The sequence below is a fragment of the Neorhizobium fuzhouense genome (assembly GCF_042611105.1).
GTDB lineage: Bacteria > Pseudomonadota > Alphaproteobacteria > Rhizobiales > Rhizobiaceae > Neorhizobium > Neorhizobium galegae_A.
Genome location: NZ_JBHFFP010000020.1, coordinates 16,627 through 39,887, shown reverse-complemented (window position 1 = coordinate 39,887; position 23,261 = coordinate 16,627). Strand labels below are relative to the sequence as shown.

The following is a 23,261-nucleotide window of genomic DNA, read 5'->3' as shown; positions in this document are numbered from 1 at the left end:
GGCGTCTGTCAGTACAAAACGATCCATCCAAAGTGTGAATCACATTCGCGCTGATTTGTGAATCCCCACAACCCCTAGGCCGGGATCAGCGATCCGCGTCCGAATTTCCCGTTGACAGACTCTAGAACCCTCGTCGGGGTGGGGGTGACGGATGACTGGCAGCACATGATCGATAGCACCACGATTTGCGGCCACTCTCAGGCTGCGGGCGCTAAAAACTCTGGTTGGAATTGTACCGGGATCAAATTTCAAGGTCGAGTGAAGTTGGTACGGGGAGGAAAAACGTGTAGGATAAATCGCTATCATAGGCTGCAGCGTCTGTGACCTGATCGGTTTCATGTCGATCTGATCCAGTAGCGGTTACAGTTTCCAGTCATCGCCCGTTTCCTGATCTGTCCGACCATTCACCTCGATCAACATCTTATTCCATGGGCGCGGTCTTGACTGCAAAAGCGGCTTGTCCCCAGCTTTGCGCTAGCGCAAGGCAGTCCTGCCAGCCGACGACAGATCCCGTCGTCGATATGCTCCGCAGCGATGCAGCGGCCGTGGCGTGGGCAAGGCGAAGGCAATCGGCAATGTCCCAGCCTTCGTGTATCCCGTACAAAAGGCCGGCCGCAAAGGCATCGCCCGCGCCATTTGCTCCCTTGATTTCATCGGCAGGAATGGCAACAGGCGGCACGATAACAGTGTCCGCACCGCGCAGCACGGCCAGGGCGAAGGCCGGGCAGTGGACGGCGACCATTCTCATGGCGCCGCGCTCCAGCACCGCCCGCGCCGCCCGTTCGCACGCCGCCCTGTCCGTTGTTGCCGCCGACACGGTCTCAACGCCTGCAATTGCGCCGATCTCGGCATCGTTGACGACAAGGTAATCGAGATGCGGCAGGCAGGGCGCCACAAGCGCTGCCATGCGCCGGCTGTCGATGCTGGCAAGTTCCAGATTGGTCTGAAGTCCGGCCGCGCGCGCCTTCTTCAGCACCGCCACCCAGCCGTTCGGCTCGTCTCGCCACGGACTGTCCAGCGTCTTGTGGACGCCGGGCAGACCTAAATGCAGGAAGCGCATGCGAGTGGTCGAAAAATCGAAATGGTCTGGCGTCAGGGAGGCACCCGTGCCGGCATGAAAGATATGAGTGCGTCGGTGCGAGCTGCGCGACACATAGGCATCGCAGTATTGTGTGGCACCGGTCGGCAAGACGGCCATCTGGCGGGTATCGATGCCGGCCTCCTGCGCGACGCCCAAAAGGTAGCGCCCGTTGTCATCGTCCCCGACGAGGCCGATGGTCTCGACCGGGATCGACGGATCGAGGCGCTTCAGGTCAAGCGCCAGATTGCAACTCGGGCCGCCGCCATGACGCTCTTCCTCGAACAGTTCGGCAATGCCGTCCTCCTCGGGCCAATGGCTGATACTGCGGTTGTAATCGACGCACCAGGTTCCGCCGGTCAAGAATCCGCGCCGTGCCTGTGTCATCTGCTCTGCTCCGGCTTCAGGACGGCTTCGGTCACCTCATTGTCGGCGTCCAGCGTGCGATTGGGCGTAATGCCCGCCTTGGCAAGCGCATCGTGATAGGCCTTGACGGCTTCTGAGGGCGAGATCGTGCCGGAAGCCACTTCGCGCATGAAACGCACCATGGCGAGCGGATCTTCGGCAAGGTTGATCTTGCGTCCAAACAAGGCCACCCGCGCTCCGAAACGCTCTGCCTGGGACAGAAGTTCGAAGCAATCGCGCGTGGTGCCGGCGCCGCCGCCCAGCACGCCGACGATCACCGATGGATCGTAGGATGCCAGTTCCTCCATGGCCTTGGCGCCGTTGAAGGGAATTTTCAGGAACTGCGGCCGATCGGCCTTCATCACGCCGGCCAGGCAGCGCATCATGACGTCGTTGACGTAATGCGGCAGCACGTCTGCCGGCACGCCGCTGTCGACGTTCGGATTGAACACTTCGAGGAAATACTTGAAGCCGTTGCGGGCGGCATCCTCGCGGAAGGCATGGAAGGCTTCGAGGGCTGCGTAATCCTGCGTCAGGTCATTGTTGAAAGTGATCGAGTAGAGGCCAAGGTCGGTGCCGGTCATCGGAGCGCCGGGCGCGGGATCGATCGTTCCGGTCTTGACGCGCGACAGCGAGGCGGTGCGAAACGGCCGCGACGCCTGTTTGGCGTAGGTGGCACCACGGCATACCCAGACATCGGTCGTATCATTGGCGCGGATGGCGGGCTTGACCGCACTGTCGCGATAGGCACCGCTGTCGATCAAGGCTTCCATGTTGGAGGCCGAGGTCAGCATGATATCGACGATATCCTGGCGGATGACGGCGCGGATGTTGTCGAGAAATTCCGGCCGCGTGTAATGGCGCGTAAAACTGCCGTCCTTTTCGCGCTTCGGGCCGCAGGAGGTCATGCTCGGCCCCATGTCGCCATCCTTGGCATCGGCAATGATGAAATCCGAGCGGGTATACTGGCCAGCGCGGATGCGGGAAAGTTTCTGGTCGAGACGATACATGGATGAGGCTCCGTTCGTGGGGGTGCGCGATCCGCAAAGGCAGACAGGCGCTTCAGGCCGTGGCGGCGCCGGTCATGATGGCGACGACATCGTTCATGGAATGGGTCTTCGGGGTGACGACGGCGGCCCGTCGGCCGAGACGCATGATGTGGATGCGATCGGCGATATCGAAAACGTTGGGCATGTTGTGGCTGATGAGGACGACGGCGAGGCCGCGCTCGCGGATTGAGCGGATCAGTTCCAGCACCTGCCCGGTTTCGCGCACGCCAAGGGCTGCCGTCGGCTCGTCCATGATGACCAGCTTGCGGGCAAAGAGGGCAGCACGCGCAACGGCAACCCCCTGCCTCTGGCCGCCGGACAGGGATTCCACCGGATTGTCGATGGAAGGAAGGCGGAACTTCAGCTCGCTCATGGCGCGCCGGGCTTCCTCGCGCATGCGCGTCTTGTCGAGCCGGCGAAACACCTGGCCCAGAAGGCCGGGTGTACGCAGTTCGCGGCCGAGAAACAGGTTGGAGGCAATATCAAGCGCCGGCGCCATGGCGAGGTCCTGGTATACGGTTTCGATGCCGGCATGGCGGGCATCGAGCGGCCCCTTGAAGTTTACCGGCCTGCCGTCGAGCAGGATCTCGCCGCTGGTCGGGTGCAACGCGCCGGTCAGCGCCTTGATCAACGTGCTCTTTCCCGCGCCATTGTCGCCGACCACGGCCAGGATTTCGCCGGCACGCAGTTCGAAATCGACGCCTGCAAGTGCTGTGACATGGCCATAGGTCTTGATGACATTGCGGGCCTCCAGCACGATGGGCGCCGATGCGTCGGCCGTGGCCGGGAGAGTATTTACATCCGACATCAGTTCCTCCTCCGGGACATCTGGTCGAGCGCCACGGCAATGATGACGAGAATGCCGGTGACGAGGTCCTGCCAGAGCGGGTCGATGCCGGCTAGTGTCAGTCCGTTTCGCAACACGCCGACGATGAGGGCGCCGATCAGCGTGCCGATGAGGCCGCCGCGGCCGCCGAACAGGCTGGTGCCGCCGATGACCACGGCCGTGATGGAATCCAGGTTGGCGGTCTGCATGGCGTTGGGATCGGCATTGGGGATACGCCCAAGCGCCAGCCAGGCGCCGATCCCGTAGATGAGACCGGCGGCCAGATAGACCGACAGGAGATGCCGGCGCACCGGAATGCCGACGAGGCGGGCAGCCTCCGGACTGTTGCCGATGGCATAGACGTGGCGGCCCCACTTGGTCTCGTTGAGCAGGTACCAGGCGATAGCGTAGAGGGCGACCATGATCAGGACGCCATAGGTTAAAACGAAGCCGCCGAGCTTCAGCGTGTTGCCGGTCCAGGCGAGGAAGGGATCACGCACTGCAAAGGCGCCGCCGGCGGAAATCAGCCGCAGGGCGGCCGTCAGAATGCCGAGGATGCCGAGCGTGACGATGAAGGGCGGAAGCCTCAGCGCACTGATCAGGCTTCCGGCGGAAAGCCCGGCCGCGGTGCAGACCAGAATGGCAAAGCCCATGGAAAGCACCGGATCATAGCCGAGATTTACCATCTTGCCGGCAATGATGGTGCCGAGCACGCAGATGGCACCGACCGCAAGATCAATGCCCGCCGTCAGGATGACAAGTGTCTGGCCGATGGCGAGCACGCCGATGATGACGGTCTGCTGCAGGATGATCGACAGATTGTGGGTGGCAAGGAAGCGCGGATTGGTGAGCGCGAAGATCAGGCCGAACGCCAGGAGGACAAGGAAGGGCCCTGCCGACGGCGTACCGAGGATGCGCGCCTTCAAGCTCGCTTTCGGCTCGGGGGAAGAGGGAATGACGGTGCTCATGGATACCTCGTGCTGGGAGATGCCGCACGCCGCTTTGCCACGATCGGCGGCACGGCGGGCAACCGGGGACGGGCGGCGCCCCTCCGGCAGGGATCACGATCCGTGCCGGTCTTTCCCGCCGGATCGGAGCAGCGGGAAAGGGCGGCAGCAGCGAAACGTGATCCCGCCGGGAGGAAGCGGATCAGTCGCCCCAGCAGTTCTTGAGGCCCCAGGCGGTGTCCTTGGATTCCAGCCCCTGGACCGGCTTGTCGGTGATGAGGAAGGAGCCGGTGTTGACGAAGCCACTCGGCTTCTTGCCGGTCGCGGCATATTCCACAACGGCATCAACCCCCATGGAGGCCATCTTGTATGGGAACTGCATGACGGTGGCCGCGATCTTGCCATCCTTGACATCCCGCACGCCGGCGCAGCCGCCGTCGATCGAGGTCAGCATGACGTCCTTTTCCTTGCCGAAGGATTTAAGCGCGGCAAAGGCGCCGGCCGCGGCCGGCTCGTTGATCGTGTAGACGGCGTTGATGTCGCCATTCTTGGAAAGAAGGTTTTCCATGCCCACCTGGCCCTTGTCCTGCGCCCCGTTAGTAATGGCGGCACCGGCAATCGAGGGGTCGCCGGCCTTGATGCCGAAACCTTTGAGGTAGCCGTCGTGGCGGAATGTATCGACCGTGCCACCTGGCGTGCCATCCAGCATGGCCACCACAGCCTTCTTGTCACCCATGGCCTTGCGGGCATAGGTGCCCTGCTGGACGCCAGCCTCGAAATTGTCCGTCGCAAAGGTCGCATCCACGGCATCGGCCGGATCGGTTGCCGTATCGAGCGCAATGACGAGAACGCCCGCAGCACGGGCCTTCTTGATGACGCCAAGCATGCCGGACGAATTGTTCGGCGTGACGAGAATTCCCTTGGCGCCGGCGCTGATCAGATCCTCGATCGCAGCCACCTGGCCCTCATTGTCGCCGTCGAACTTGCCGGCGCGGGCGATGAGCTTGACCTTCTTTTCCTTGGCGCGCGCCTCGGCCGCCTGGCGCATCTTGGCAAAGAAGGGATTGACCTCGGTCTTGGTGACGAGGCCGACAATGACGTCCTCGGCGGCGGCCTGTCCGGCGCCGAACGAGGCGCCGATGACAAGACCAAGCGCGGCAACGCCGAGCTTGAGCCCATGGGCGCGCACGCGGGTGCGACTGCAATTCTGCAACATGAATTCCTCCCAAAGTTCCAAAACGCCGCCGAGCCTCCCAGCTTCGATGCGGCCCGCCTCTCCTCAAAGGCTGAGGGGATTAGGACACCGGATAGGTCTATTGTCAAACACGAAAAGCAGACTTTTGTATATTTTCTTTCAAAAAAGGAGTCGGAAGCGCAGGCAGTGCGCGCAGAGCATGCAGGGCGTCGTGCACTGTGTCCTGACGCGCGAGCGCCTGATAGATGCCATAGCCTGCTTCATAGAGTTCGACAGCGGGCAGCCGCGGCAAAATCCGTGCGATCTGGCGTGCGCCAAATCGGTTGGCCCCTTCGGCATAGGTGGAAACGGTGCCGGCGGCGACCGCGCCGTGGATCGCTGCTCCGACGGCCGTGGCATGGTCCATCTGCGGGACATCGATGGGTCGGTTGAGGACATCGGCAAGGATCTGGATGAGGTGTGGATTGGCGCGGGCGAGGCCACTTGCCATCAGCACGCGCTCGGGCACAAGGCCGTTGTGGCGGAAAAGATCAAACACAGCCCGCGCGCCAAAGCAGAGCGCCTCCATCAGGCTGAGATAGATTTCGGCCGATGTCGTCTGACGCGTCAGGCCGGCGAGAAGGCCGCTGAGATTGCCATCGGCAAACGGCACGCGGTTGCCGCCCCACCAGTCGAGCGCTACGAGCCGCCCAGCCATGGGCGCAAGCTTTGCGGCTTCGGCATTGTAGACCTGGAAGCTCTCCTCCAGGCTCTCCCCGCGCGAAAAGGTTCTGGCGAACCAGGCCAGCGTGTCACCGAAACTCGGCTGACCCGCCTCATAGCACCAGAGATCGCGCACCGAACCATCGAAGGCCATCCCCTCGATGCCAGGCGGAAGCGGCCGTTCGACATCCGACAGATAGAGATAGGCGGCCGATGTGCCCAAGGCCCCGACGAAACAGCCGGGCGACACCGCACCAATGGCCGGCAGGACGACATGCCCATCAATCACGGCAACGGCCACGCTGGCGGAGCCCAGAATGCCCGTCTGCTCGCGCCATGCGGCCGACAGGCCACCCGCAGGGGAGCCAACGGGCAAAGGCTGCGAGAGGCGGCTTGCCAGACCCGGCACGACGCCTTGAACATAGCCGATACCCTGCGCATATTGCGCCTTGTAGGCAGCAAAGCCCAGGCTGCGCCGCTCACGGCCCGTCAATTGCCAGACCAGCCAGTCGCCACTTTCGATGAAGCGATCCGTCTGCGCCCAGAGATCCGGCGCCTCGGCGGCCAGTTGGGCTGCCTTGGCCAGAAGCCATTCCCCCGACACCTTGCCGCCAAAGTTTTCAAGCGACGCCCCATGGGAGGCGGTGATGGCATCGGCATAGGCCTGCGCATTGTGTTTCCACAGCTTGACATAACTATGGGGGGCCTCGGGGTGAAGGCGTGACAGGGGCGTGCCGTCGGCACGGGCGGGAAGCGGTGAACTGGCGGTAAATCCGACCCCGATCCCCTCCACCACGCGGCCGCGCCCTATGGCCGACAGGATAGCGCGTGCCGCCTCCAGGTAATCATCCGCCACCTGAAGCGCAAAACCGGCCGGTAGTGGACGACCATCGGGCAGCGTATCGTTCAGGATGCCATGACGATAGGCATGGACATGATCGGCGACCTGGGCGCCTGTCGCCACATCCACCAGCACGCCGCGTGCCTGTTCCGAGCCGAAATCCAGTCCGATGAGATAGGTCGCCATGATGCCTCCCGCAAACAGCGCAAAGGGTACAGGCAAGCGCGTCGAGTGCAATAGGTTATGTATTTTTCTTTACATAAGATGTGAATTTACCGCGTAACGCTTTATCTTCGCCGGGCTTCGCGCTACAGCCTGTCTATCAGGGGAGATCGGGATGAAAATGCACGAAGGTCGGCGTGGTCTGCCGTCGCTGGAAGGGGCTGGGGCCATTCTGTCACTGATCGCGTCACAGAGCGCCGCCTCGCGCGCCGAACTGCTCAAGGCCTCGGGCCTTTCGCGGGTGACGGTGACGCAGAGGCTGGCGGCCTTGCTGGCGCACGGCCTCGTGCGCGAAACCGAGGAGACGCTGCGCAGCGGCGGGCGCCCGACACGCATTCTCGAGATCAATCCCGCAAGCGGCTTCGTACTGGTGGCCAATATCGGCGAGACCCATATCCATCTGGCGGCCATGGACCTGTCACCGGCCATCTTTGCCCATGCAACCGTGCCTTTTGCGCTTCCGGCCGGCCCAGAGGCAACGCTGGAGGCGATCGCCAGCGCCTTTCAGGCCCTGGCGGCAGAAGCGGACGGCGGGCGCGGGCTCCTGTTCGGCATCAGCCTCAGCCTACCGACCCCGGTGGATTTTAAGCGCGGTCGTGTCGCTGGCCCCTCCGTTCTGCAGGGCTGGGACGATTTCGATATCATCGGCTGGCTCGGTGCACGCTTTGGGGTTCCAGTCTTCGTCGAGAATGACGTGAACCTCATGACGGTCTTCGAGCAGAAGCATCGGATGCCGGCCGAGGACGACATGCTGTTCGTCAAGGTCGGCACGGGCATCGGCAGCGGCATGATTGCCGGCGGACGCCTGTTTCGCGGCGCCCAAGGGGCGGCCGGCGATATCGGTCATATCCAGTTCGTGTCCAACGACGCGCCGCTGTGCCGCTGCGGCAAGTTCGGCTGCGTGGAGGCCCGCGCCGCGGGCTGGGCGATCGCCCGCGACCTGACGCAGCGCGGCATCCACACCGAAACAGCCCGCGATGTCATCGATCTCGTCGAGCAGCGCAAGCCTGAGGCACTGATGCTGGTGCGAGAGGCTGGCCGAATCATCGGCGAAGTCATTGCCGATGCCGTCAGCATTCTCAATCCGGGCGTGATCGTTATCGGCGGAACCCTGGCGCGGGCGGGAGAAACCCTGCTGTCAGGCATCCGAGAACTGGTTTACCAACGCTGTCTTCCCCTTGCCACGCGCGAACTCACAATTACACTTTCCTCCGTCCATGAGGACACGGCGCTTTTTGGCGCAGCCTATCTGCTGCTGGATGATCTCTATGCGCCGGCCAAGGTCCATCAACTGCTTGCACGGGCATCGAGCTTAGAGCAGAAGCAGCGAAGGCCAAAATCCAGAGGCTGACCTCCCGTCAAGCGCCTCAATGCCTCCGAGCCTGATTGCCACCTTCAGCTAATCCTTTGAGTGGACCCATGCCGTGGACGCATGGCCGACCTGAGACCTTGTGCCTTATCGCCCGTTGGCCGAGAGCCTATATTCCAATCATCGAAACGACGTTGGAACCAAGGCAAGGTTGCTGGCGTCAAGAGACCTCATGAAAGGGGATCATCATGAACGTAGCACGCTCTTTCAACAACTGGCGCAAGTACCGTCAGACCGTTACCGAACTCGGCCGCATGAGCTCGCGCGAACTGCAGGACCTGGGTATCGATCGCGCTGACATCGACAACATTGCGCGCCAGTCGGTCGCTCGCTAAGCGGCCTTTTCCTGCCCATACTGATGACACTACGCCCGCCGAAGACGCGGGCGTTTTGTATTTGGCACGCCCCGAAGTGCTGAATGAAAGATTTCTCTCCTCTGGAGGAGGGGCCTGCGTTTTGTGCATGGCTGCAGTGCAGCAAAGTCCATTTAATGTGCGCTGAGATTTGGTATCTTGTTTTCACCGAAGCGATGCACCTCCTCCCGCAGAGCTTCGACCTCGGACGGCCCACTCCTCCTCCCATGGGGCGTCTGTCAGAACATCGGCACTCCTCCTCCCGGCCGCTGTTCAATGATTTCGGAAAGCCTGCCGCACCTCCTCCCGCGGCGGGCTTTTTCGTTTTCAGGGCCGTCGCATCAAAGGCCAAGAACCAGCTGCGGTGTCTGCTCACTCTCTTCGGTGTTCAGCGATGACAAAGTGATCCCCAGTAGCCGCACGGGCCGTTTGAACGGGAAGACCGAGGCGATCAGGATCTCAGCAATCTCCAGCACCATGTCGAGATCCAACACAGGGCCAGAGAGGGTTTTGCTGCGCGTCGCCTGGCTGAAATCCGAATATTTGATTTTGACCGTCACGGTCTTCCCCGTGATGTCGTGCGCCGCGCAATACCTCCAGACTTTCTCGGCCAATGGCCGCAGTTCGGCTTTGGCGAGATCGAGATCATCGATATCGTCGACAAACGTGTCTTCGGCGCCAACGGACTTGCGGATCCGGTCGGGCCTGACCTGCCGCTCGTCTATGCCGCGCGCGATGCCGTAGAAATACAGACCAGACTTTCCAAAATGCTGCTGAAGGAAGGCAAGCGACTTCGATTTCAGATCAAGCCCGGTCTCCATGCCATGCCGTTTCATCCGCTCAGCTGTCGCCGGTCCCACCCCATGGAATTTCTTGACGGGGAGGGCCTCAACAAAGCCTGGGCCGTTCTTCGGCGTGATGACCGCCTGGCCGTTCGGCTTGTTCAGGTCGCTCGCCATCTTGGCCAGGAATTTGTTGTAGGAAATACCGGCCGATGCGTTGAGTCCAGTGACGGCCTTGATCTTCGCTCTGATCTCCAATGCAATCTCGGTTGCGATCTCCATGCCCTTCAGGTTCTCGGTCACATCGAGATAAGCCTCATCGAGTGAAAGCGGCTCGATCAGCGGTGTATAGTCCGCAAAGATCTCCCGGATCTGCTGCGAGACCTGCCGATAAACCTCGAAGCGCGGGGGCACGAAAATCAGATCAGGGCATTTGCGCTTGGCTGTCACCGACGGCATGGCCGAATGCACGCCTAAGGTCCTTGCCTCGTAGCTTGCTGCTGCAACGACGCCACGGGCGGCGGATCCGCCGACGGCCAGTGGTCGTCCGCGCAAGTCGGGATTATCGCGCTGCTCGACCGAGGCATAAAAGGCATCCATGTCGACATGGATGATTTTGCGCATAGGTGCGCTATCCATCGGTTCGGCTCACGAAGTGGCGCGGCCAAGTCGGCGCGTCGCGTTGGGGCGCTTGGTTGTGTTGGTTGCGGCGGTGGCCGATGATCACAGCAACAGACCTTCATCATCTGCAGTTCCCTTGGGCTGAGGCGGCACGATCACCAGCATATTGGCAGCAAGGGGGCAAGGAGAGGGGCGGCAAAGGAAATTGCATCCTCGATCTGTCGGATGTCGCCCTTTATGCAGAGGGACTGCTCGCCGTTCTAATCCCCGACGAGGCCGATGATGCCTGCGCTGTCCAGCTGCGCAAGGTGAAGGAGATATTTGGCGACCGCGCCTACATGGCACTGACGCTGCGCCGGCGGCCCAATGATCAGTTGCGACTGCACGAGCTCAACACTTTGGCGATCCGGCACAAGGTCCGACCTGTTGTCACCAATGACGTGCTGTTTCACGAGCCGGGTAGGCGGCAATTGCAGGATGTCGTCACCTGCATTCGCCATCGCACCACCATCGATCAGGCCGGTTTCTTGCGCGAACGGCACGCCGATCGCTTTCTAAAACCGCCCGAGGAGATGCACCGGCTGTTCAGCCGCTATCCGGAGCGCTCGCCCGTACCCGCGAGATTGTCGATCGCTGTCGCTTCGACATGAGCGAGCTGACATACCAATATCCTGAGGAAGCGATCATCCCCGGACTGACGGCGCAGCAGACACTGGAGAAGTTCACTTGGGAGGGTGTGCGCAATCGCTACCCGGAGGGTGTTCCTGATGATGTGGCGAAGACCCTTAATCACGAACTCGACCTGATCCGCAGACTCGACTATACCCCTTACTTCCTGACCGTCTACAGCATCGTCCGCTTTGCGCGATCTCAGAGTATCCTCTGCCAGGGTCGTGGCAGCGCCGCTAATTCCGCCGTCCGTTACGTGCTGGGGATTACTGCGATCGATCCGGCCGCAAACGATCTGCTGTTTGAGCGCTTTATCTCGGAAGAGCGCAACGAGCCGCCCGACATCGACGTCGATTTTGAACATGCCAGACGCGAAGAGGTAATCCAGTGGATCTACAAGACATATGGCCGGCAGAAGGCTGCCCTTTGCGCGACCGTCACCCGCTACCGGGCAAAGGGTGCGCTTCGTGATGTCGGAAAGGTGCTCGGCCTGCCCGAAGACATGATCACGGCGCTGTCTTCAGGTGTCTGGGGCTGGAGCAAGGAGGGCGTCGGTGAAAAACAGGTCAACGAGCTGAACATGAACATGTCCGACCGCCGCCTGCGGCTGACATTGGAACTGGCGGAGCAGCTGATGGGGGCTCCGCGTCATCTCGGCCAACACCCCGGCGGCTTTGTTCTGACCAATGACCGCCTCGACGAACTGGTGCCGATCGAGCAGGCCCGGATGGAGGATCGCCAAACGATCGAATGGGACAAGGACGATATCGAGGCGCTCAAGTTCATGAAGGTGGACGTGCTGGCCTTGGGCATGTTGACCTGCATGGCCAAGGGCTTTGCATTGCTGGAAGAGCACAAGGGCGTGAAGCTTGATCTCTCGACCATCGAGCAGGAGGACCCGGCCACTTGCGCGATGAGCCGCTTCCTCTGTTTGCAGCGGCTGCCGATCGAGAGCGGGCGGTGATCGCCGAGCAGCAGGAACCGGACGTGTCGCTTCGGCAGATGACCGAGGGAGCCAATGTCGTCGAGGACTATGGCCATACCGGCGTGACACTGCGTGCCCATCCGGTCAGCTTCCTGCGCGAGGATCTTGCTCGCCGAAATATCGTCACCTGCGCCGAGGCGACATCGGCGCGCGACGGTCGCTGGGCTGATGACGGCGGGTCTGGTTCTCGTGCGTCAGAAGCCGGGTAGCGCCAAGGGCGTCATGTTCATGACCGTCGAGGACGAGACGGGCGTCGCCAATATCGTTGTATGGCCAAGCCTATTCGAAAAGCAACGACGCGTCGTGCTTGGATCCTCAATGATGGCGATCAACGGCAAGATCCAGCGCGAAGGCGGCGTCGTGCATCTGTTGGCGCAACGGATGTTCGATCTGACCAGCGATCTGGCAAGCCTTGGTGAGCGGGATACATTCCGGGTGCCAACAGGGCGGGGTGACGAGTTTGCCCACGGATCGCCAGGCAGCCCGGATAGCCGCGAGCGGCCCCCGATGGGCGTCAAGGCACGTGAAATTTATGTACCTGACCTCCACATCAATACGCTGAAGGTGAAAAGTCGGAATTTTCAGTGAGTTGGGGAGCACCAGTTGTCGCTGAGCCTACTAACGGATCGCCTCCGGATATCGTTGGCGAACTGCCTGCCGAATTTCTCCACCCGAAGACGCACGGTCTGGTGCGAAACCACGATCCCACGCGCCGCCAAAAGATCTTCGACCATACGCAGGCTGAGAGGCCAACGAAGATAGAGCCACACGGCATGGGCAATCACTTCAGCTGGAAACCGATGGCGGCGGTAAAGGCGATCACGAGCGACTTGGCTCATGCTGAAAGATCGCACAGGTCGAGCGCCGACAGGTTAACTTTACGATGCCGTCGCGTCCTGTTGTCGATTAAACCACTTCCCAGCTTTCTCCACCTTCGCTAAATGGCTCTGATGTTTACCCTCAGCGACGTCTACACCGCGGAACAGGAGATCAAGCGCAGCCGCTTTGTCGCCATTGCCGCCCCTGTTTCGGACGAAGCGGCGGCCAAAGCCTTCATTGCAAAAGCCAGCCATGGCGATGCCAACCATAATTGCTGGGCCTGGCGACTGGGTCCAAGCTATCGTTTCAATGATGATGGCGAACCGAGCGGGACGGCCGGCAAGCCAATCCTGCAGGCCATCGACGGGCAGGACCTAGATCGCGTAGCCGTGGTGGTGACGCGCTGGTTTGGCGGCACGCTGCTTGGCAGCGGCGGGCTGATCCGAGCCTATGGCGGCACAGCAGCGGAGTGTCTGCGGCTCGCCCCAAAGACCCGCCTCATCGCCATGACTGCGCTACCGGTCACATTGCACTTTTCGGATCTGGCAGTGGTGAAGTCGCGGCTCTCTGCCATCGCGGATAGCCAGATCGTTTCTGAAGTCTTCACGGATACTGGCGCCAGACTGGATGTGCGGGTGCCGACGGATTACGCTGCAGATACCATTGCGCTGGTGACCGATCTGACAGCGGGCCGGGCGGTGTTTGAAGATCACGATCGTTGACGGGGAAGATGGCCTGCGTAATGCAAACGTGGGCGGCGGAACGTTAGAAAGGCTGGCGTGTTGTGGTCCATCAACCAATTGGAGCCTCCCATGCGTCGTCTTTTTGCTGCTGTGACTGCCTTTGCGATGCTGGCGCCCGCTGTGGCGTTTGCCTCTGAGGAAGCCTTTCTGAAATCGATCGAAGGCCGGTGGACCGGCGGCGGCATCGTTTTGCAGAAGCTTGGAGGACCCAAAGTCAATGTCTCCTGCAACATGCAGTCCATGGCATCAGCCCAAAGCTATTCCATGGATGGATCCTGCCGTGCGCTTGTGGTGGTGACGCGCAGCTTCAACGCCCGGGTCAAGGCATCCGGAACCTCCTATGCCGGAACCTATGTGGGCGTTTCCGGCAAACCCTCGACGCTGAGAGGCAGCCGCAGCGGCAATACCATTAACCTGGATGTGACCTGGGCCAACGAAATCTATGGTGACCGCAAGGCGACCATGACCATCCAGAAGGTGGGCGAGAACGGTCTTCGTATCCGCACCATCGACAAGGATCCGAGCTCCGGCAAGTCCGTGGTGACGACGCAGCTGGATCTGAAACGCAGCTGACGGGAGTGACTGCGAACCACAAGGAGTTGGATTAGCTCCTTTCTGCTCTTCGAAACATCCTCTGAAGTTTTGGTCGGATTCGAAGAAACACCAGATAGGCTGCTTCGAAGAGCGGCGTGAGCGGTGGCCACCCCGCCAGCATACCTAGTGCCTTTAACCTGGGGATTGCCCGCCACATAGCCGCAAAGGCCGCTGCGCCCGACAGCAGGCGCCCGTTTTTCGGGGCGTGGAAGCGCGACAGAATCTCCCGTCGATCAATTGGACATGTCATGGCGGGATCGTGGGCATCGACGAAACGGATAGCCCCCTGCCGGTCGAGGCGGCGCAGCCAGGCGATCTCCCGGTCGCAAAGGGGACATTGGCTATCGAACCAGACAGTCATGGGTGGCTGTTCGCCCATGCGGCTTATCCTCTCTTCGGCTGCGGCACACATACAAATGCTGCTTATGTGAGCTTACGCCGGCTTCAGCGGCTTGGACCACAGTGGTTCCAACACCGATAGCCCGAAAGGGTTCAACGGCTATCCTTGCGTGTGACCGATCGAAGCCGTTGCCGACAAGGTCGAGCCCACCAACTCATGCCTGTATCTATAGCCAGATCCGCAACGGCGATTTCTGAACCATGATTTTCCCGTAGCCACGCCAAGCTCGCGACCAGTTTCCCCGAAGTCCCCTTCCGCTGCAGGGCCGCAACCAATGCGCCGCCTTGAGGGCCTGACATGACCCAGTAATGCAGTTCACGCAGGGTTGAGCCTCCAAGGACTGCGACCTCAACCGGGCTGTCGAGCACCATCAGCAAGCGCAGCAGGACGTCTTCGATCCTGTTATCCATTCTGCTCGAGGCAAGCCCTCTCGGCGTGGCACTCGTAGGACCGGCAAACCTTTCGACCTGCATGGCTATCTCGGCTGCCATCTGCATATCGAACTCCAGATAGACCGCAAGCAGCGGCCTCTGCGGACTGGCTGTCGACGTCATCCGGAAAGGGACGGGTACCGAAACGGCAAGATAGTGGTCCTCGTCGTAGAGGTAGATTTCCCCATCCAGTATGCCGTGTTTGCTCCCCTGCAAGACGAAGATGGCCCCTGGCTTATAAAGAACCGGAATGTCATTCAGCATTGCCTCGGTGCGGAGGATCCGGACACAGCCGAGCGCAGTTTGATTATACCCAAGACGAGGCGCGAGTTGGCCGGCCAGGACGACAAGCTGGTCATGGGCGGAGAGCGGCTTTTTGTGGTTCATAGGATTTGGCAATGTTTTGAAAGCATACGCAATAGAATTGACGCGATCTGTAGACTATCTGTCATTTCGATCTTCAATCAAGGAGTTTCAGTCATGTCGCCAAAGACCTTCTTCATCACCGGGGCGAACTCGGGCTTCCGGCTGGCGATTGCCACCGCAGCAATCGAAGCCGGTCACAAGGTCATCGGGATCATCCGCTCCGAAGCGTCGCGTGACAGGTTGTCAAAGACGCTGCCGACACTTCACGCGGTCCTCTGTGACGTCACCGTGTTGGTTTCCACGCGGAACTGAGCCGGTTTTTCCACCGAGAAGTGAGCCACCTCTAATTATGGTTTTCTGATCAGGCTTTGGTCAAGGGATTGGCTTTCTCTCCTCTTTTCTGTGCTGCTGCGGCCGAGCTGGCCTTGAAGCGGAAGCTGTCATTGCCGGTTTCCAAGATATGGCAACGGTGGGTCAGGCGATCGAGCAGAGCCGTCGTCATCTTGGCGTCGCCGAAGACGGTTGCCCACTCGCTGAAGCTGAGGTTAGTGGTGATGATGACGCTGGTCCGCTCGTAGAGCTTGCTCAGCAGGTGGAAGAGCAGTGCTCCGCCCGAGGCGCTGAACGGCAGATATCCCAGTTCATCGAGGATGAGTAGATCGAGACGAACCAGGGTCTCCGCGATCTGACCTGCCTTGCCCTTGGCCTTCTCCTGTTCGAGAGCATTGACCAGCTCGATGGTCGAGAAGAAGCGGACTTTCCGGCGATGATGCTCGATTGCCTGAACACCCAGAGCGGTCGCGACATGTGTTTTGCCGGTGCCAGGCCCACCGATAAGGACGATGTTCTGTGCCCCATCCATGAACTCGCACCGGTGCAACTGGCGCACGGTGGCCTCGTTGATCTCGCTGGCGGCGAAGTCGAAGCCGGAGATGTCCTTGTAGGCCGGGAACCGGGCAGCCTTCATGTGATAAGCGATGGAGCGGACCTCGCGCTCGGCCATCTCGGCCTTCAGCAGTTGAGACAGGATCGGCACGGCCGCATCGAAGGCCGGGGCTCCTTGCTCGATAAGGTCCGTGACCGCTTGGGCCATGCCATACATCTTCAGGCTTCGTAGCATGATGACGACGGCAGCACTTGCAGGATCATGACGCATGGCGATCTCCTGCGATCCGGGCGCGTAAGCCGTCGTATCGTTCGACATTGGCCTTGGGCTCGCGAGCCAGCGTCAGCGCCTGCGGCGTATCGATGTCAGGGCCGTCAGTCGTCTTCCCGTCAATCAGCCGATGCAGCAGGTTCAGCACATGCGTCTTTGTCGCCACGCCTTGATCCAGAGCCAGCTCCACAGCCCTCAGCACCACCTGTTCGTCGTGATGGAGAACCAAGGCGAGGATCTCGGCCATCTCACGATCGCCGCCGTGGCGACGCAGCATCTGGTCCTGCAACTGTGTGAAGGCCTGCGGCAATTCCATGAAGGGTGCACCGTTGCGAAGTGCTCCGGGTTTGCGCTGGATGACAGCAAGGTAATGCCGCCAGTCGTAAACCGTTCGCGGCGGCTTGTCGTGGCTCCGCTCAATGATCCGGACGTGCTCGCAAAGGATATTGCCCTCGGCTGCAACAACCAGTCTTTCTGGATAAATCCGCAGGCTGACGGGCCGGTTCGCAAACGACGCAGGTACGCTGTAGCGATTACGCTCAAAGGTGATCAGACATGTCGGCGAGACGCGCTTGCTCTGTTCAACGAAGCCATCAAACATGGCGGGGAGCGCCATCAATGCTGCCCGTTCATCAGCCCAGACATCGGCGATCGTGCCGGGCAAGGTGCCATGCGGCGTCTCCTGCCACAGTTCCTGGCAATGCTGTTCCAGCCAGACATTCAACGCCGCCAAATCTGGAAAGTCCGGCATCTGTTGCCACAAACGTGGCCGGGCATCCTGGACGTTCTTCTCGACCTGTCCCTTCTCCCAGCCTGCAGCAGGATTGCAGAACTCAGGGGCAAAGACGTAGTGGTTCGTCATCGCGAGGAAGCGGATATTGATCTGACGCTCCTTTCCCCGGCCGACACGATCAACCGCCGTCTTCATATTATCGTAGATGCCGCGAGTAGGGACGCCGCCCAACACATGCAAGCCATGCCAGTGGGCGTCAAAGAGCATCTCGTGGGTCTGCAGAAGATAGGCTCTGACCAGAAACGCCCGGCTGTGCGACAGCTTGATATGCGCGACCTGCAGCTTCGTCCGCTCGCCCCCGATCACGGCATAGTCCTCGCTCCAATCGAACTGGAATGCTTCGCCTGGGCGGAAGGATAACGGAACGAATATGCCGCGGCCCGCTTTCTGCTGCTCAGTCCGCCAATCACGGGCGAAAGCCGCAACCCGACCATAGGAGCCGGTAAAGCCGAGGGCGGCCAGATCAGCATGTATCTGCTTCAGAGTTCGACGCTGCTTGTGCGACCTCCCGGCCTCCGTCTTCAGCCAGGCCCCCAGTTTGTCGGCAAAAGGATCAAGCTTGCTTGGTCGTTCCGGAACCGTGAACGTCGGCTCGACCGTACCCGCGTTCAAATACTTCGCGATCGTGTTGCGCGACAGCCCGGTGCGCCGGCTGATCTCCCGGATCGACTGCTTCTCGCGCAGCGCCATCCGACGGATGATGTTTAAAAGCCCCATGTGGATCACTCCGTTGCCCCCGTCGCTCACCGCGTTGGGGGGAAGGTTCACATGGCTCAATTCTCAATGGAAATTATGCGCCTAACCGGCTCAGTTCCGCGTGGAAACCAACAGGTCGTCGCAGACACGCTTGGCGTCTCCCGTTCCAACCTCATCGAGCGGCTGAAAGGCAAATCAAAGCCGCGTGGGCCATACCACAAGGTCGAGGATGCAGAGCTTCTGCCGCCTTTCGAAGGCTGGTGGATCAAAGGCCAACCTATGGCTATCGGCGGATCGCCGCGCTCCTCAATCGCGAAAGGCGAGCCGCCGATAAGCCTGTCGTCAACGCCAAACGGGTCCACCGCATCATGGGCAACCACGCCATGCTGCTGGAGAAGCATACGGCCGTCCGCAAGGGCCGCATCCATGACGGCAAGGTCATGGTTATGCGCTCCAACCTGCGCTGGTGCTCGGACGGTCTGGAGTTCACTTGGCTCGGAATGGAGAGATCATTCGTCTCGTCTTCATCATCGACGCCTTCGACCGGGAGATCATCGCCTGGACGGCGGTCGCCAATGCAGGCATTTCCGGCTCAGACGTGCGCGACATGATGCTGGAGGCGGTCGAGAAGCGGTTCGCAGCAACAAGAGCCCCGCACGCAATCGAGCATCTCTCGGACAATGGTTCTGCTTACACTGCGAGTGAAACGAGGCTGTTTGCCCAGGCGCTCTATCTGACGCCTTGCTTCAAGCCGGTGGCCAGCCCGCAGTCGAACGGAATGTCCTTGCGTCGGGAAAACAGTCCACTGGACTGTTTTCTAATCCTCCTCACCTTCGTCAAAACCCTGAAGCGGGCTTACATCCGCATCTCGGCACTACCGGACGCCGAAACGGCGCTCTGGCTCATCGACGGATGGATCGAGGACTACAACGAAATCCATCTCCATTCCGCGCTCAAGATGGCTTCCCCTCGGCAGTTCATCAGGGCTAAATCAATCTAGCCGACCTGTCCGGTGAAACGGGGAGCACTCCAAGGACCTCTGCGCCCGGGCGAACGATTTGGTCGCCGGTTCGTATTCCTTCAGGAAAGACATTACACCCACAACCGGCAACATTATCATTGGTCAGCTCGAAGCGCGGGCGATGCCGTCCGAATGGGTCCGGACGAAATGGGTGATGAGATCCCGCGCCCTGTCGGCTTCCGGAAGCGGCAGGATCGTATAGACATGCATGAGGCCCGGCTCCTCATGGTATATCAACTGGTGTCTCTCGATCTTCGCCTTTTCTGCAAGGCGTCGAGAATCCGTCACCAGCACGTCGCGGCTTCCCGAAATGATCTGGATGGGCGGCAGGCCGGCGAGTGAGCCGTATAGGGGGCTCGGTAAAGGATCGTTCGTTGCGCGCTTTCCGGCATAGAGCTGACCAGCGGACATGAGACCGGGCAGCATCAACATTGGATCGGTGGCGACAATCTGCACCTGCTCCGGGGCTGACATCGACACATCGAGCCAGGGTGACAGGAGGATAACGCCCGTCGCCGGTGGAATTGCCTGTCTGGCAGCCTGCATCGCAACCGACAGTGTCAGCCCGCCCCCGGCGGAATCTCCCATCAGAAAGAGCGGTCCTTCTCCGACTTGAGCGCGTACTTCGCGATAGATGGCAAACGCAAAATGGACTGTCGCCGTACAATTCACCTCGGGAACTTTGGGGTAAAGAGGAATGATGATCCGTGCCTTCAGGCGCACGGCCATGTCGGCCAGGAACGTCCAATGCTGTGCCATGATCGGCCTGATATAGGCGCCGCCGTGAAAATAAAGCACCGTTGTGCAGATATCCTGACCCAATGGCGAGATCGTGTAGATATTCCGGCCTTCACGGAAGACTTGCTCGACATGGCATTTTCCACGCACGGCCGATCCCGGTTTCGCCGGCGCGGGGCTCTCATTGACAAGGCCCTCTGGTGTAAAGGGCCTGGCATAGACCAGACGCCGACCGGACAGCTTGAGAAAAGCCACCATCAGATGCGCACGAAAACTGACCATTTTATTCTCGCAATAAATTCAGATGAAGCTGGAATACAATGCTGGATATTGGCGGGCCGCCTTCTTCTGGTGGGCCTATCCCCCGCGTGGAAGCATGCCTGTGAGAAGTCGGAGGCGTCCGTCTCAGCGCATGGATTTGCCAGAAGGACAGGGCGCGCTTGTGTGCGCAAGCGGCTGCATTTGCTGCGTCAGAGCATCACGTTTGTTGGATGAGTTCGGTTTCCACCGGTCGGCTCAGTTCCTCCAGAAGGAAGACAAACGACTCGTAGGGATATCCGGTGGCATGCCGCAGGCCCATCTCGCAGGTGCGGTTGGCTGACACATAAACGTCCGCGGGCTCGGCATCGAGAACCGCCTTGATCTCGCGCGATGCCGATCTCACCAGTTCAGGATGCAATAGTCCGCGATCCCCGGCCGTGCCGCAGCACGTCGTTCCGATGGGGATCTCAACATCGACGGCGAGGTGATCCGCGATATCTTTCAGTTTTCTGTCGAGCCCCAGATGGACCGCAGAACAATTGGGATGAACGGCCACGCGGTTGATTTTTCGCGTGATCGAAAGCTCGGGGAGCAGGTCGTGGCACCACGCGATCGAATCAATGATGGTGAGCTTGGCGTATCTCGCTTTCGCTTCCTCCGTAAGGTTTGGTGGTATGTCTTCGATCAGGCTGAGTGAACAAGACGCCGCATCCACAACGATCGGCAGAGTGCCACCGTCGCTCCAGTCCCAGAGAGCCTCGGCCGTCGCGCGGGCCATAAACGCATAAGCATCACCGAAAGCCTTTGATTTCCACGGTGATGAGCAGCAGAGGCCACCGCAGTCGGGCGGGATCCATAGCTTTTTTCCGGCGCGAGCGGACAGCTTCACCAAAGCTTCCGGCAGGGATGGCGCTGCCGGTCCGGCCGGATCGCGTCCGAAGATGCGATTGATGCAGGCCGAGAAATAAACCGCAGCAGCACCCTCTCTCCTCGTCCGAGGCAGAGGCCTTGCGGGTCGTGGCATCGGTCCGGGGACAGAGGGAATGAGATCGGGACTGACGACTGTTCGGGCGAGACCAGTCAGAGCCGTCAGCGGTTTGGTCCCGACGGCACTGGTCATGACATGGGTGCCCGCGAGCGCGACCCGTGACAAGCCTTCAAACGTTTTCCAGTTTTTGGCGATACGCAGTGCCACCCTGTTGGAGGTCGGGCTGTTTTCCTTCGCCCGCAATTCCTTGATCACGTCGCCCGTATTGATGCCGATCGGACATGCGATAGAGCACGTGCCGTCGCCAGCACATGTTTCAACCCCATCATATTGGTATTCGGACTGTAGCTGCGCCAGCATGGCCGAGTCCGGCCGTTGACGCGCCATTTCGCGCCGCAGCGCGATGCGCTGGCGCGGTGTCATCGTGACATTGCGGCTTGGGCAGACCGGTTCGCAGAAGCCGCATTCGATACAATGCGAAGAACCTGCGACGCCCTCGATCTGAGGGACCGACTTCAGGTTTTCCATATGGAGGTTAGGATTGTGCGTCAGGATCACATTTGGTGCGAGCACGCCAAGAGGATCGGCGAGTTGCTTGATCCGCCACATCATGGCTGTCGCTTTCTCACCCCATTCGGCGGCGAGGAACGGAGCCATGTTGAGGCCCGTGCCGTGCTCTGCCTTCAAAGAGCCGTCGTGTTTTCGAACAACCAGATCCACAAGCTCAGCGATGAAAGCGCCGTATCGTGTCACTTGGTCCGGATTCGTGAAGTTCGCGACGAGGGTAAAGTGCAGATTGCCGTGTCCGGCATGGCCGGCGACCCCTCCGGGAAAACCGTGCTTGGCCAAAAGTGCCTGAACGTCATGTGCACCTTGAGCGAGCCTGGCTGGCGGAAAACAGACATCCTCGGTGATGAGTGTCGAACTTTCCTCGCGGTTCTTGCCGATCAGGCCAAGCAGACCTTCGCGCACATGCCAGGCGAGCTCGATGGCTTCCTCGACACTGGTGAATTCGACCGGTCGAACCAGATTGGCTTTGCCGACGAGTTCCAGCACCTCGGCCTGCTTTGCCGTGAGAGAGGCCTCGTTCTCTGCGCCGAACTCGACAAGCAGCGCCGCCGCCTTCGGATCAAGCGTCTTCCAGTAAGACGGCGTTTCGGGAAATGCGTTGCCGGCCGCCGTGAGGGCCGGAGCGACCATGAGTTCGACGGCAGAGGCGCCAAGCTCGACCAGCCCGGGAACAAGCGATACCGCCTCGTCGATCGATGGCACGGGCACCCATGCGACGCTTGTGACCTTTGCGACGGGAACGGTTTCAAGAGTGGCCTCCGCCACGAAGGCGAGCGTCCCTTCCGATCCAACCAGCAGTCGGCGGAATATCTCGAGCGGCGTTTCCCCATCAAGCAGCGCGCAGAGGCGATAGCCATGGGTGTTTCTAATCTCGAATTTCCGGCGGATCCGCGCCGCCAGATCAGCGTCCGCGAGCAGTTCACCTCTGAGATCGAGGAGGCCTTGAGCCAGCTCCGGCTCGGCCTCGGCGAATGCCGCCTCCGCTCCAGGCGCCTGGGTGTCGATGATGGTGCCGGACGGCATGATGAATTTCAGGGCTGAAACGGTACTATAGGCGTCTCGCGTGACTGTGCAGCGCATGCCGCCCGCATTGTTTGCGATCACACCGCCGATCGTGGCGGCGTGTGCGCTCGCGGGATCTGGACCCAGTCGCCTGCCATGTTTTGCCAACATGGAGTTGACATGTCCGAGGATCGTACCCGGACGGGCACGGACGCTTGCGCCGCCTTTCTCGATCGTCGCGCCGTACCAGTGCCGGCGGACGTCGATCAGGATATCGTCCGATTGCGACTGGCCGTTGAGACTGGTTCCGGCGGCGCGGAACGTCGCATGCCGACCCTTTTCGCGGCAATACCGGAAGAGCTTCACGATGTCTTCTGCCGATCTCGGCATCACCACCACCTGAGGCATCAGCCGGTACGGGCTTGCGTCGGAGGCGTAGCGCACCAGATCGATCGCGCGATGTTTCACGCGATCGGCTCCAAGAAGCGAAACGAGATCCGATTTAAGGTCCTGCGGCGTTCCGTTGACAAGCCTGCCAGGAGCCGCGTCCGCGACGGGCGCGCATTCAAATCGCCCGATGCGGGCCGGGTTGGCAGCGAACAGCTTTCTGACCACGTGGGTCTCCTTCAAACAGTTTGA

Annotated in this window: 18 protein-coding genes and 5 pseudogenes; 9 read left to right on the top strand and 14 right to left on the bottom strand. The window is 60.7% G+C overall.

The annotated features are described in order from the left end of the window. Positions 1-421 precede the first annotated feature (421 nt). From ACEXP3_RS23495 to ACEXP3_RS23470, 6 genes are all read right to left on the bottom strand, one after another. On the bottom strand, positions 422-1,465 hold the full coding sequence (locus tag ACEXP3_RS23495; RefSeq protein ID WP_377299606.1) for a carbohydrate kinase family protein: 1,044 nt from the start codon (positions 1,463-1,465) through the stop codon (positions 422-424). After that, positions 1,462-2,493, bottom strand: a complete 1,032-nt coding sequence (locus ACEXP3_RS23490; RefSeq protein ID WP_377299605.1) for a beta/alpha barrel domain-containing protein — start codon at positions 2,491-2,493, stop codon at positions 1,462-1,464. The genes ACEXP3_RS23495 and ACEXP3_RS23490 overlap by 4 nt, the downstream gene beginning before the upstream one ends. A 52-nt stretch (positions 2,494-2,545) precedes the next feature. Beyond that, entirely contained in the window at positions 2,546-3,340 is a 795-nt protein-coding gene (locus tag ACEXP3_RS23485; RefSeq protein WP_377299604.1) for an ATP-binding cassette domain-containing protein, read from the bottom strand. After that, a complete protein-coding gene (locus ACEXP3_RS23480) occupies positions 3,340-4,326 on the bottom strand; it encodes an ABC transporter permease (RefSeq protein WP_377299603.1) in 987 nt (328 codons plus the stop codon). Before ACEXP3_RS23480 ends, ACEXP3_RS23485 begins: the two co-directional genes overlap by 1 nt. A 181-nt stretch (positions 4,327-4,507) precedes the next feature. Further along, positions 4,508-5,521, bottom strand: a complete 1,014-nt coding sequence (locus ACEXP3_RS23475; protein WP_377299602.1) for a substrate-binding domain-containing protein — start codon at positions 5,519-5,521, stop codon at positions 4,508-4,510. Between the two features lie 103 nt (positions 5,522-5,624). Continuing rightward, a complete protein-coding gene (locus ACEXP3_RS23470; protein ID WP_377299601.1) occupies positions 5,625-7,229 on the bottom strand; it encodes an FGGY-family carbohydrate kinase in 1,605 nt (534 codons plus the stop codon). A gap of 151 nt (positions 7,230-7,380) precedes the next feature. On the opposite strand from ACEXP3_RS23470, the gene ACEXP3_RS23465 reads away from it, so the two are divergent. Together ACEXP3_RS23465 and ACEXP3_RS23460 are read left to right on the top strand one after the other, a co-directional pair. Beyond that, positions 7,381-8,616, top strand: a complete 1,236-nt coding sequence (locus ACEXP3_RS23465; protein ID WP_377299600.1) for an ROK family transcriptional regulator — start codon at positions 7,381-7,383, stop codon at positions 8,614-8,616. 206 nt (positions 8,617-8,822) lie between these two features. Then, the gene (locus ACEXP3_RS23460; protein ID WP_377299599.1) at positions 8,823-8,969 is read left to right on the top strand and encodes a DUF1127 domain-containing protein; all 147 of its coding nucleotides are present in this window, start codon (positions 8,823-8,825) and stop codon (positions 8,967-8,969) included. A gap of 359 nt (positions 8,970-9,328) precedes the next feature. Here ACEXP3_RS23460 and dinB read toward each other — a convergent pair whose 3' ends face one another. Beyond that, positions 9,329-10,408 carry a DNA polymerase IV gene (dinB, locus tag ACEXP3_RS23455; RefSeq protein ID WP_377299598.1) on the bottom strand — a complete coding sequence of 360 codons (1,080 nt, stop codon included), beginning with the start codon at positions 10,406-10,408 and terminating at the stop codon, positions 9,329-9,331. Between the two features lie 161 nt (positions 10,409-10,569). On the opposite strand from dinB, the pseudogene ACEXP3_RS23450 reads away from it, so the two are divergent. The 3 genes and pseudogenes from ACEXP3_RS23450 to ACEXP3_RS24740 form a co-directional block, all read left to right on the top strand. Next, positions 10,570-11,981 (top strand): annotated as a pseudogene (locus ACEXP3_RS23450) (error-prone DNA polymerase family protein); the annotation flags it as partial. Continuing rightward, positions 11,966-12,253 (top strand): hypothetical protein, encoded by a 288-nt coding sequence (locus ACEXP3_RS24745; protein ID WP_508436206.1) that lies wholly within the window; start codon positions 11,966-11,968, stop codon positions 12,251-12,253. The pseudogene ACEXP3_RS23450 and the gene ACEXP3_RS24745, both read left to right, overlap by 16 nt. A gap of 19 nt (positions 12,254-12,272) precedes the next feature. Further along, positions 12,273-12,632, top strand: coding sequence for a hypothetical protein (locus ACEXP3_RS24740; protein WP_508436205.1), 360 nt, complete (start codon positions 12,273-12,275; stop codon positions 12,630-12,632). Positions 12,633-12,643: 11 nt separating this feature from the next. Here the strand turns inward: ACEXP3_RS24740 and ACEXP3_RS23445 are convergent. Then, a pseudogene (locus tag ACEXP3_RS23445) lies at positions 12,644-12,883 on the bottom strand (IS6 family transposase); the annotation flags it as partial. Between the two features lie 111 nt (positions 12,884-12,994). Here ACEXP3_RS23445 and ACEXP3_RS23440 point away from each other — a divergent pair. Together ACEXP3_RS23440 and ACEXP3_RS23435 are read left to right on the top strand one after the other, a co-directional pair. Then, positions 12,995-13,585, top strand: a complete 591-nt coding sequence (locus tag ACEXP3_RS23440; RefSeq protein ID WP_377299597.1) for an IMPACT family protein — start codon at positions 12,995-12,997, stop codon at positions 13,583-13,585. 90 nt (positions 13,586-13,675) lie between these two features. Further along, complete coding sequence (locus ACEXP3_RS23435) at positions 13,676-14,179, top strand: hypothetical protein (protein WP_377299596.1); 504 nt, start codon at positions 13,676-13,678, stop codon at positions 14,177-14,179. Positions 14,180-14,210: 31 nt separating this feature from the next. On the opposite strand, the gene ACEXP3_RS23430 is transcribed toward ACEXP3_RS23435, so the two are convergent. Together ACEXP3_RS23430 and ACEXP3_RS23425 are read right to left on the bottom strand one after the other, a co-directional pair. Beyond that, positions 14,211-14,579 (bottom strand): thiol-disulfide oxidoreductase DCC family protein, encoded by a 369-nt coding sequence (locus ACEXP3_RS23430; protein ID WP_377299595.1) that lies wholly within the window; start codon positions 14,577-14,579, stop codon positions 14,211-14,213. 173 nt (positions 14,580-14,752) lie between these two features. Continuing rightward, a pseudogene (locus ACEXP3_RS23425) lies at positions 14,753-15,418 on the bottom strand (AraC family transcriptional regulator); the annotation flags it as partial. Positions 15,419-15,511: 93 nt separating this feature from the next. Here ACEXP3_RS23425 and ACEXP3_RS23420 point away from each other — a divergent pair. Further along, a pseudogene (locus ACEXP3_RS23420) lies at positions 15,512-15,685 on the top strand (short-chain dehydrogenase/reductase); the annotation flags it as partial. Between the two features lie 73 nt (positions 15,686-15,758). On the opposite strand, the gene istB reads toward ACEXP3_RS23420, so the two are convergent. Then, entirely contained in the window at positions 15,759-16,553 is a 795-nt protein-coding gene (istB, locus tag ACEXP3_RS23415; RefSeq protein ID WP_377299594.1) for an IS21-like element helper ATPase IstB, read from the bottom strand. Further along, a complete protein-coding gene (gene istA, locus ACEXP3_RS23410) occupies positions 16,543-18,063 on the bottom strand; it encodes an IS21 family transposase (RefSeq protein ID WP_377299610.1) in 1,521 nt (506 codons plus the stop codon). Before istA ends, istB begins: the two co-directional genes overlap by 11 nt. Positions 18,064-18,174: 111 nt before the next feature. Here istA and ACEXP3_RS23405 point away from each other — a divergent pair. Then, positions 18,175-19,042, top strand: a pseudogene (locus ACEXP3_RS23405) (IS3 family transposase); the annotation flags it as partial. Between the two features lie 123 nt (positions 19,043-19,165). Here the strand turns inward: ACEXP3_RS23405 and ACEXP3_RS23400 are convergent. After that, the gene (locus ACEXP3_RS23400; protein WP_377299593.1) at positions 19,166-20,059 is read right to left on the bottom strand and encodes an alpha/beta hydrolase fold domain-containing protein; all 894 of its coding nucleotides are present in this window, start codon (positions 20,057-20,059) and stop codon (positions 19,166-19,168) included. A 220-nt stretch (positions 20,060-20,279) separates the two neighbouring features. Then, positions 20,280-23,237 carry an FAD-binding and (Fe-S)-binding domain-containing protein gene (locus ACEXP3_RS23395; protein WP_377299592.1) on the bottom strand — a complete coding sequence of 986 codons (2,958 nt, stop codon included), beginning with the start codon at positions 23,235-23,237 and terminating at the stop codon, positions 20,280-20,282. Between the last annotated feature and the right edge of the window lie 24 nt (positions 23,238-23,261).

Coding starts and splice junctions, on each gene's coding strand:
- ACEXP3_RS23495 (WP_377299606.1), bottom strand. CDS start 1,465: ATGACACAGGCACGGCGCGGATTCTTGACCGGCGGAACCTGGTGCGTC.
- ACEXP3_RS23490 (WP_377299605.1), bottom strand. CDS start 2,493: ATGTATCGTCTCGACCAGAAACTTTCCCGCATCCGCGCTGGCCAGTAT.
- ACEXP3_RS23485 (WP_377299604.1), bottom strand. CDS start 3,340: ATGTCGGATGTAAATACTCTCCCGGCCACGGCCGACGCATCGGCGCCC.
- ACEXP3_RS23480 (WP_377299603.1), bottom strand. CDS start 4,326: ATGAGCACCGTCATTCCCTCTTCCCCCGAGCCGAAAGCGAGCTTGAAG.
- ACEXP3_RS23475 (WP_377299602.1), bottom strand. CDS start 5,521: ATGTTGCAGAATTGCAGTCGCACCCGCGTGCGCGCCCATGGGCTCAAG.
- ACEXP3_RS23470 (WP_377299601.1), bottom strand. CDS start 7,229: ATGGCGACCTATCTCATCGGACTGGATTTCGGCTCGGAACAGGCACGC.
- ACEXP3_RS23465 (WP_377299600.1), top strand. CDS start 7,381: ATGAAAATGCACGAAGGTCGGCGTGGTCTGCCGTCGCTGGAAGGGGCT.
- ACEXP3_RS23460 (WP_377299599.1), top strand. CDS start 8,823: ATGAACGTAGCACGCTCTTTCAACAACTGGCGCAAGTACCGTCAGACC.
- dinB (WP_377299598.1), bottom strand. CDS start 10,408: ATGGATAGCGCACCTATGCGCAAAATCATCCATGTCGACATGGATGCC.
- ACEXP3_RS24740 (WP_508436205.1), top strand. CDS start 12,273: ATGACCGTCGAGGACGAGACGGGCGTCGCCAATATCGTTGTATGGCCA.
- ACEXP3_RS23440 (WP_377299597.1), top strand. CDS start 12,995: ATGTTTACCCTCAGCGACGTCTACACCGCGGAACAGGAGATCAAGCGC.
- ACEXP3_RS23435 (WP_377299596.1), top strand. CDS start 13,676: ATGCGTCGTCTTTTTGCTGCTGTGACTGCCTTTGCGATGCTGGCGCCC.
- ACEXP3_RS23430 (WP_377299595.1), bottom strand. CDS start 14,579: ATGGGCGAACAGCCACCCATGACTGTCTGGTTCGATAGCCAATGTCCC.
- istB (WP_377299594.1), bottom strand. CDS start 16,553: ATGCGTCATGATCCTGCAAGTGCTGCCGTCGTCATCATGCTACGAAGC.
- istA (WP_377299610.1), bottom strand. CDS start 18,063: ATGGGGCTTTTAAACATCATCCGTCGGATGGCGCTGCGCGAGAAGCAG.
- ACEXP3_RS23400 (WP_377299593.1), bottom strand. CDS start 20,059: ATGGTGGCTTTTCTCAAGCTGTCCGGTCGGCGTCTGGTCTATGCCAGG.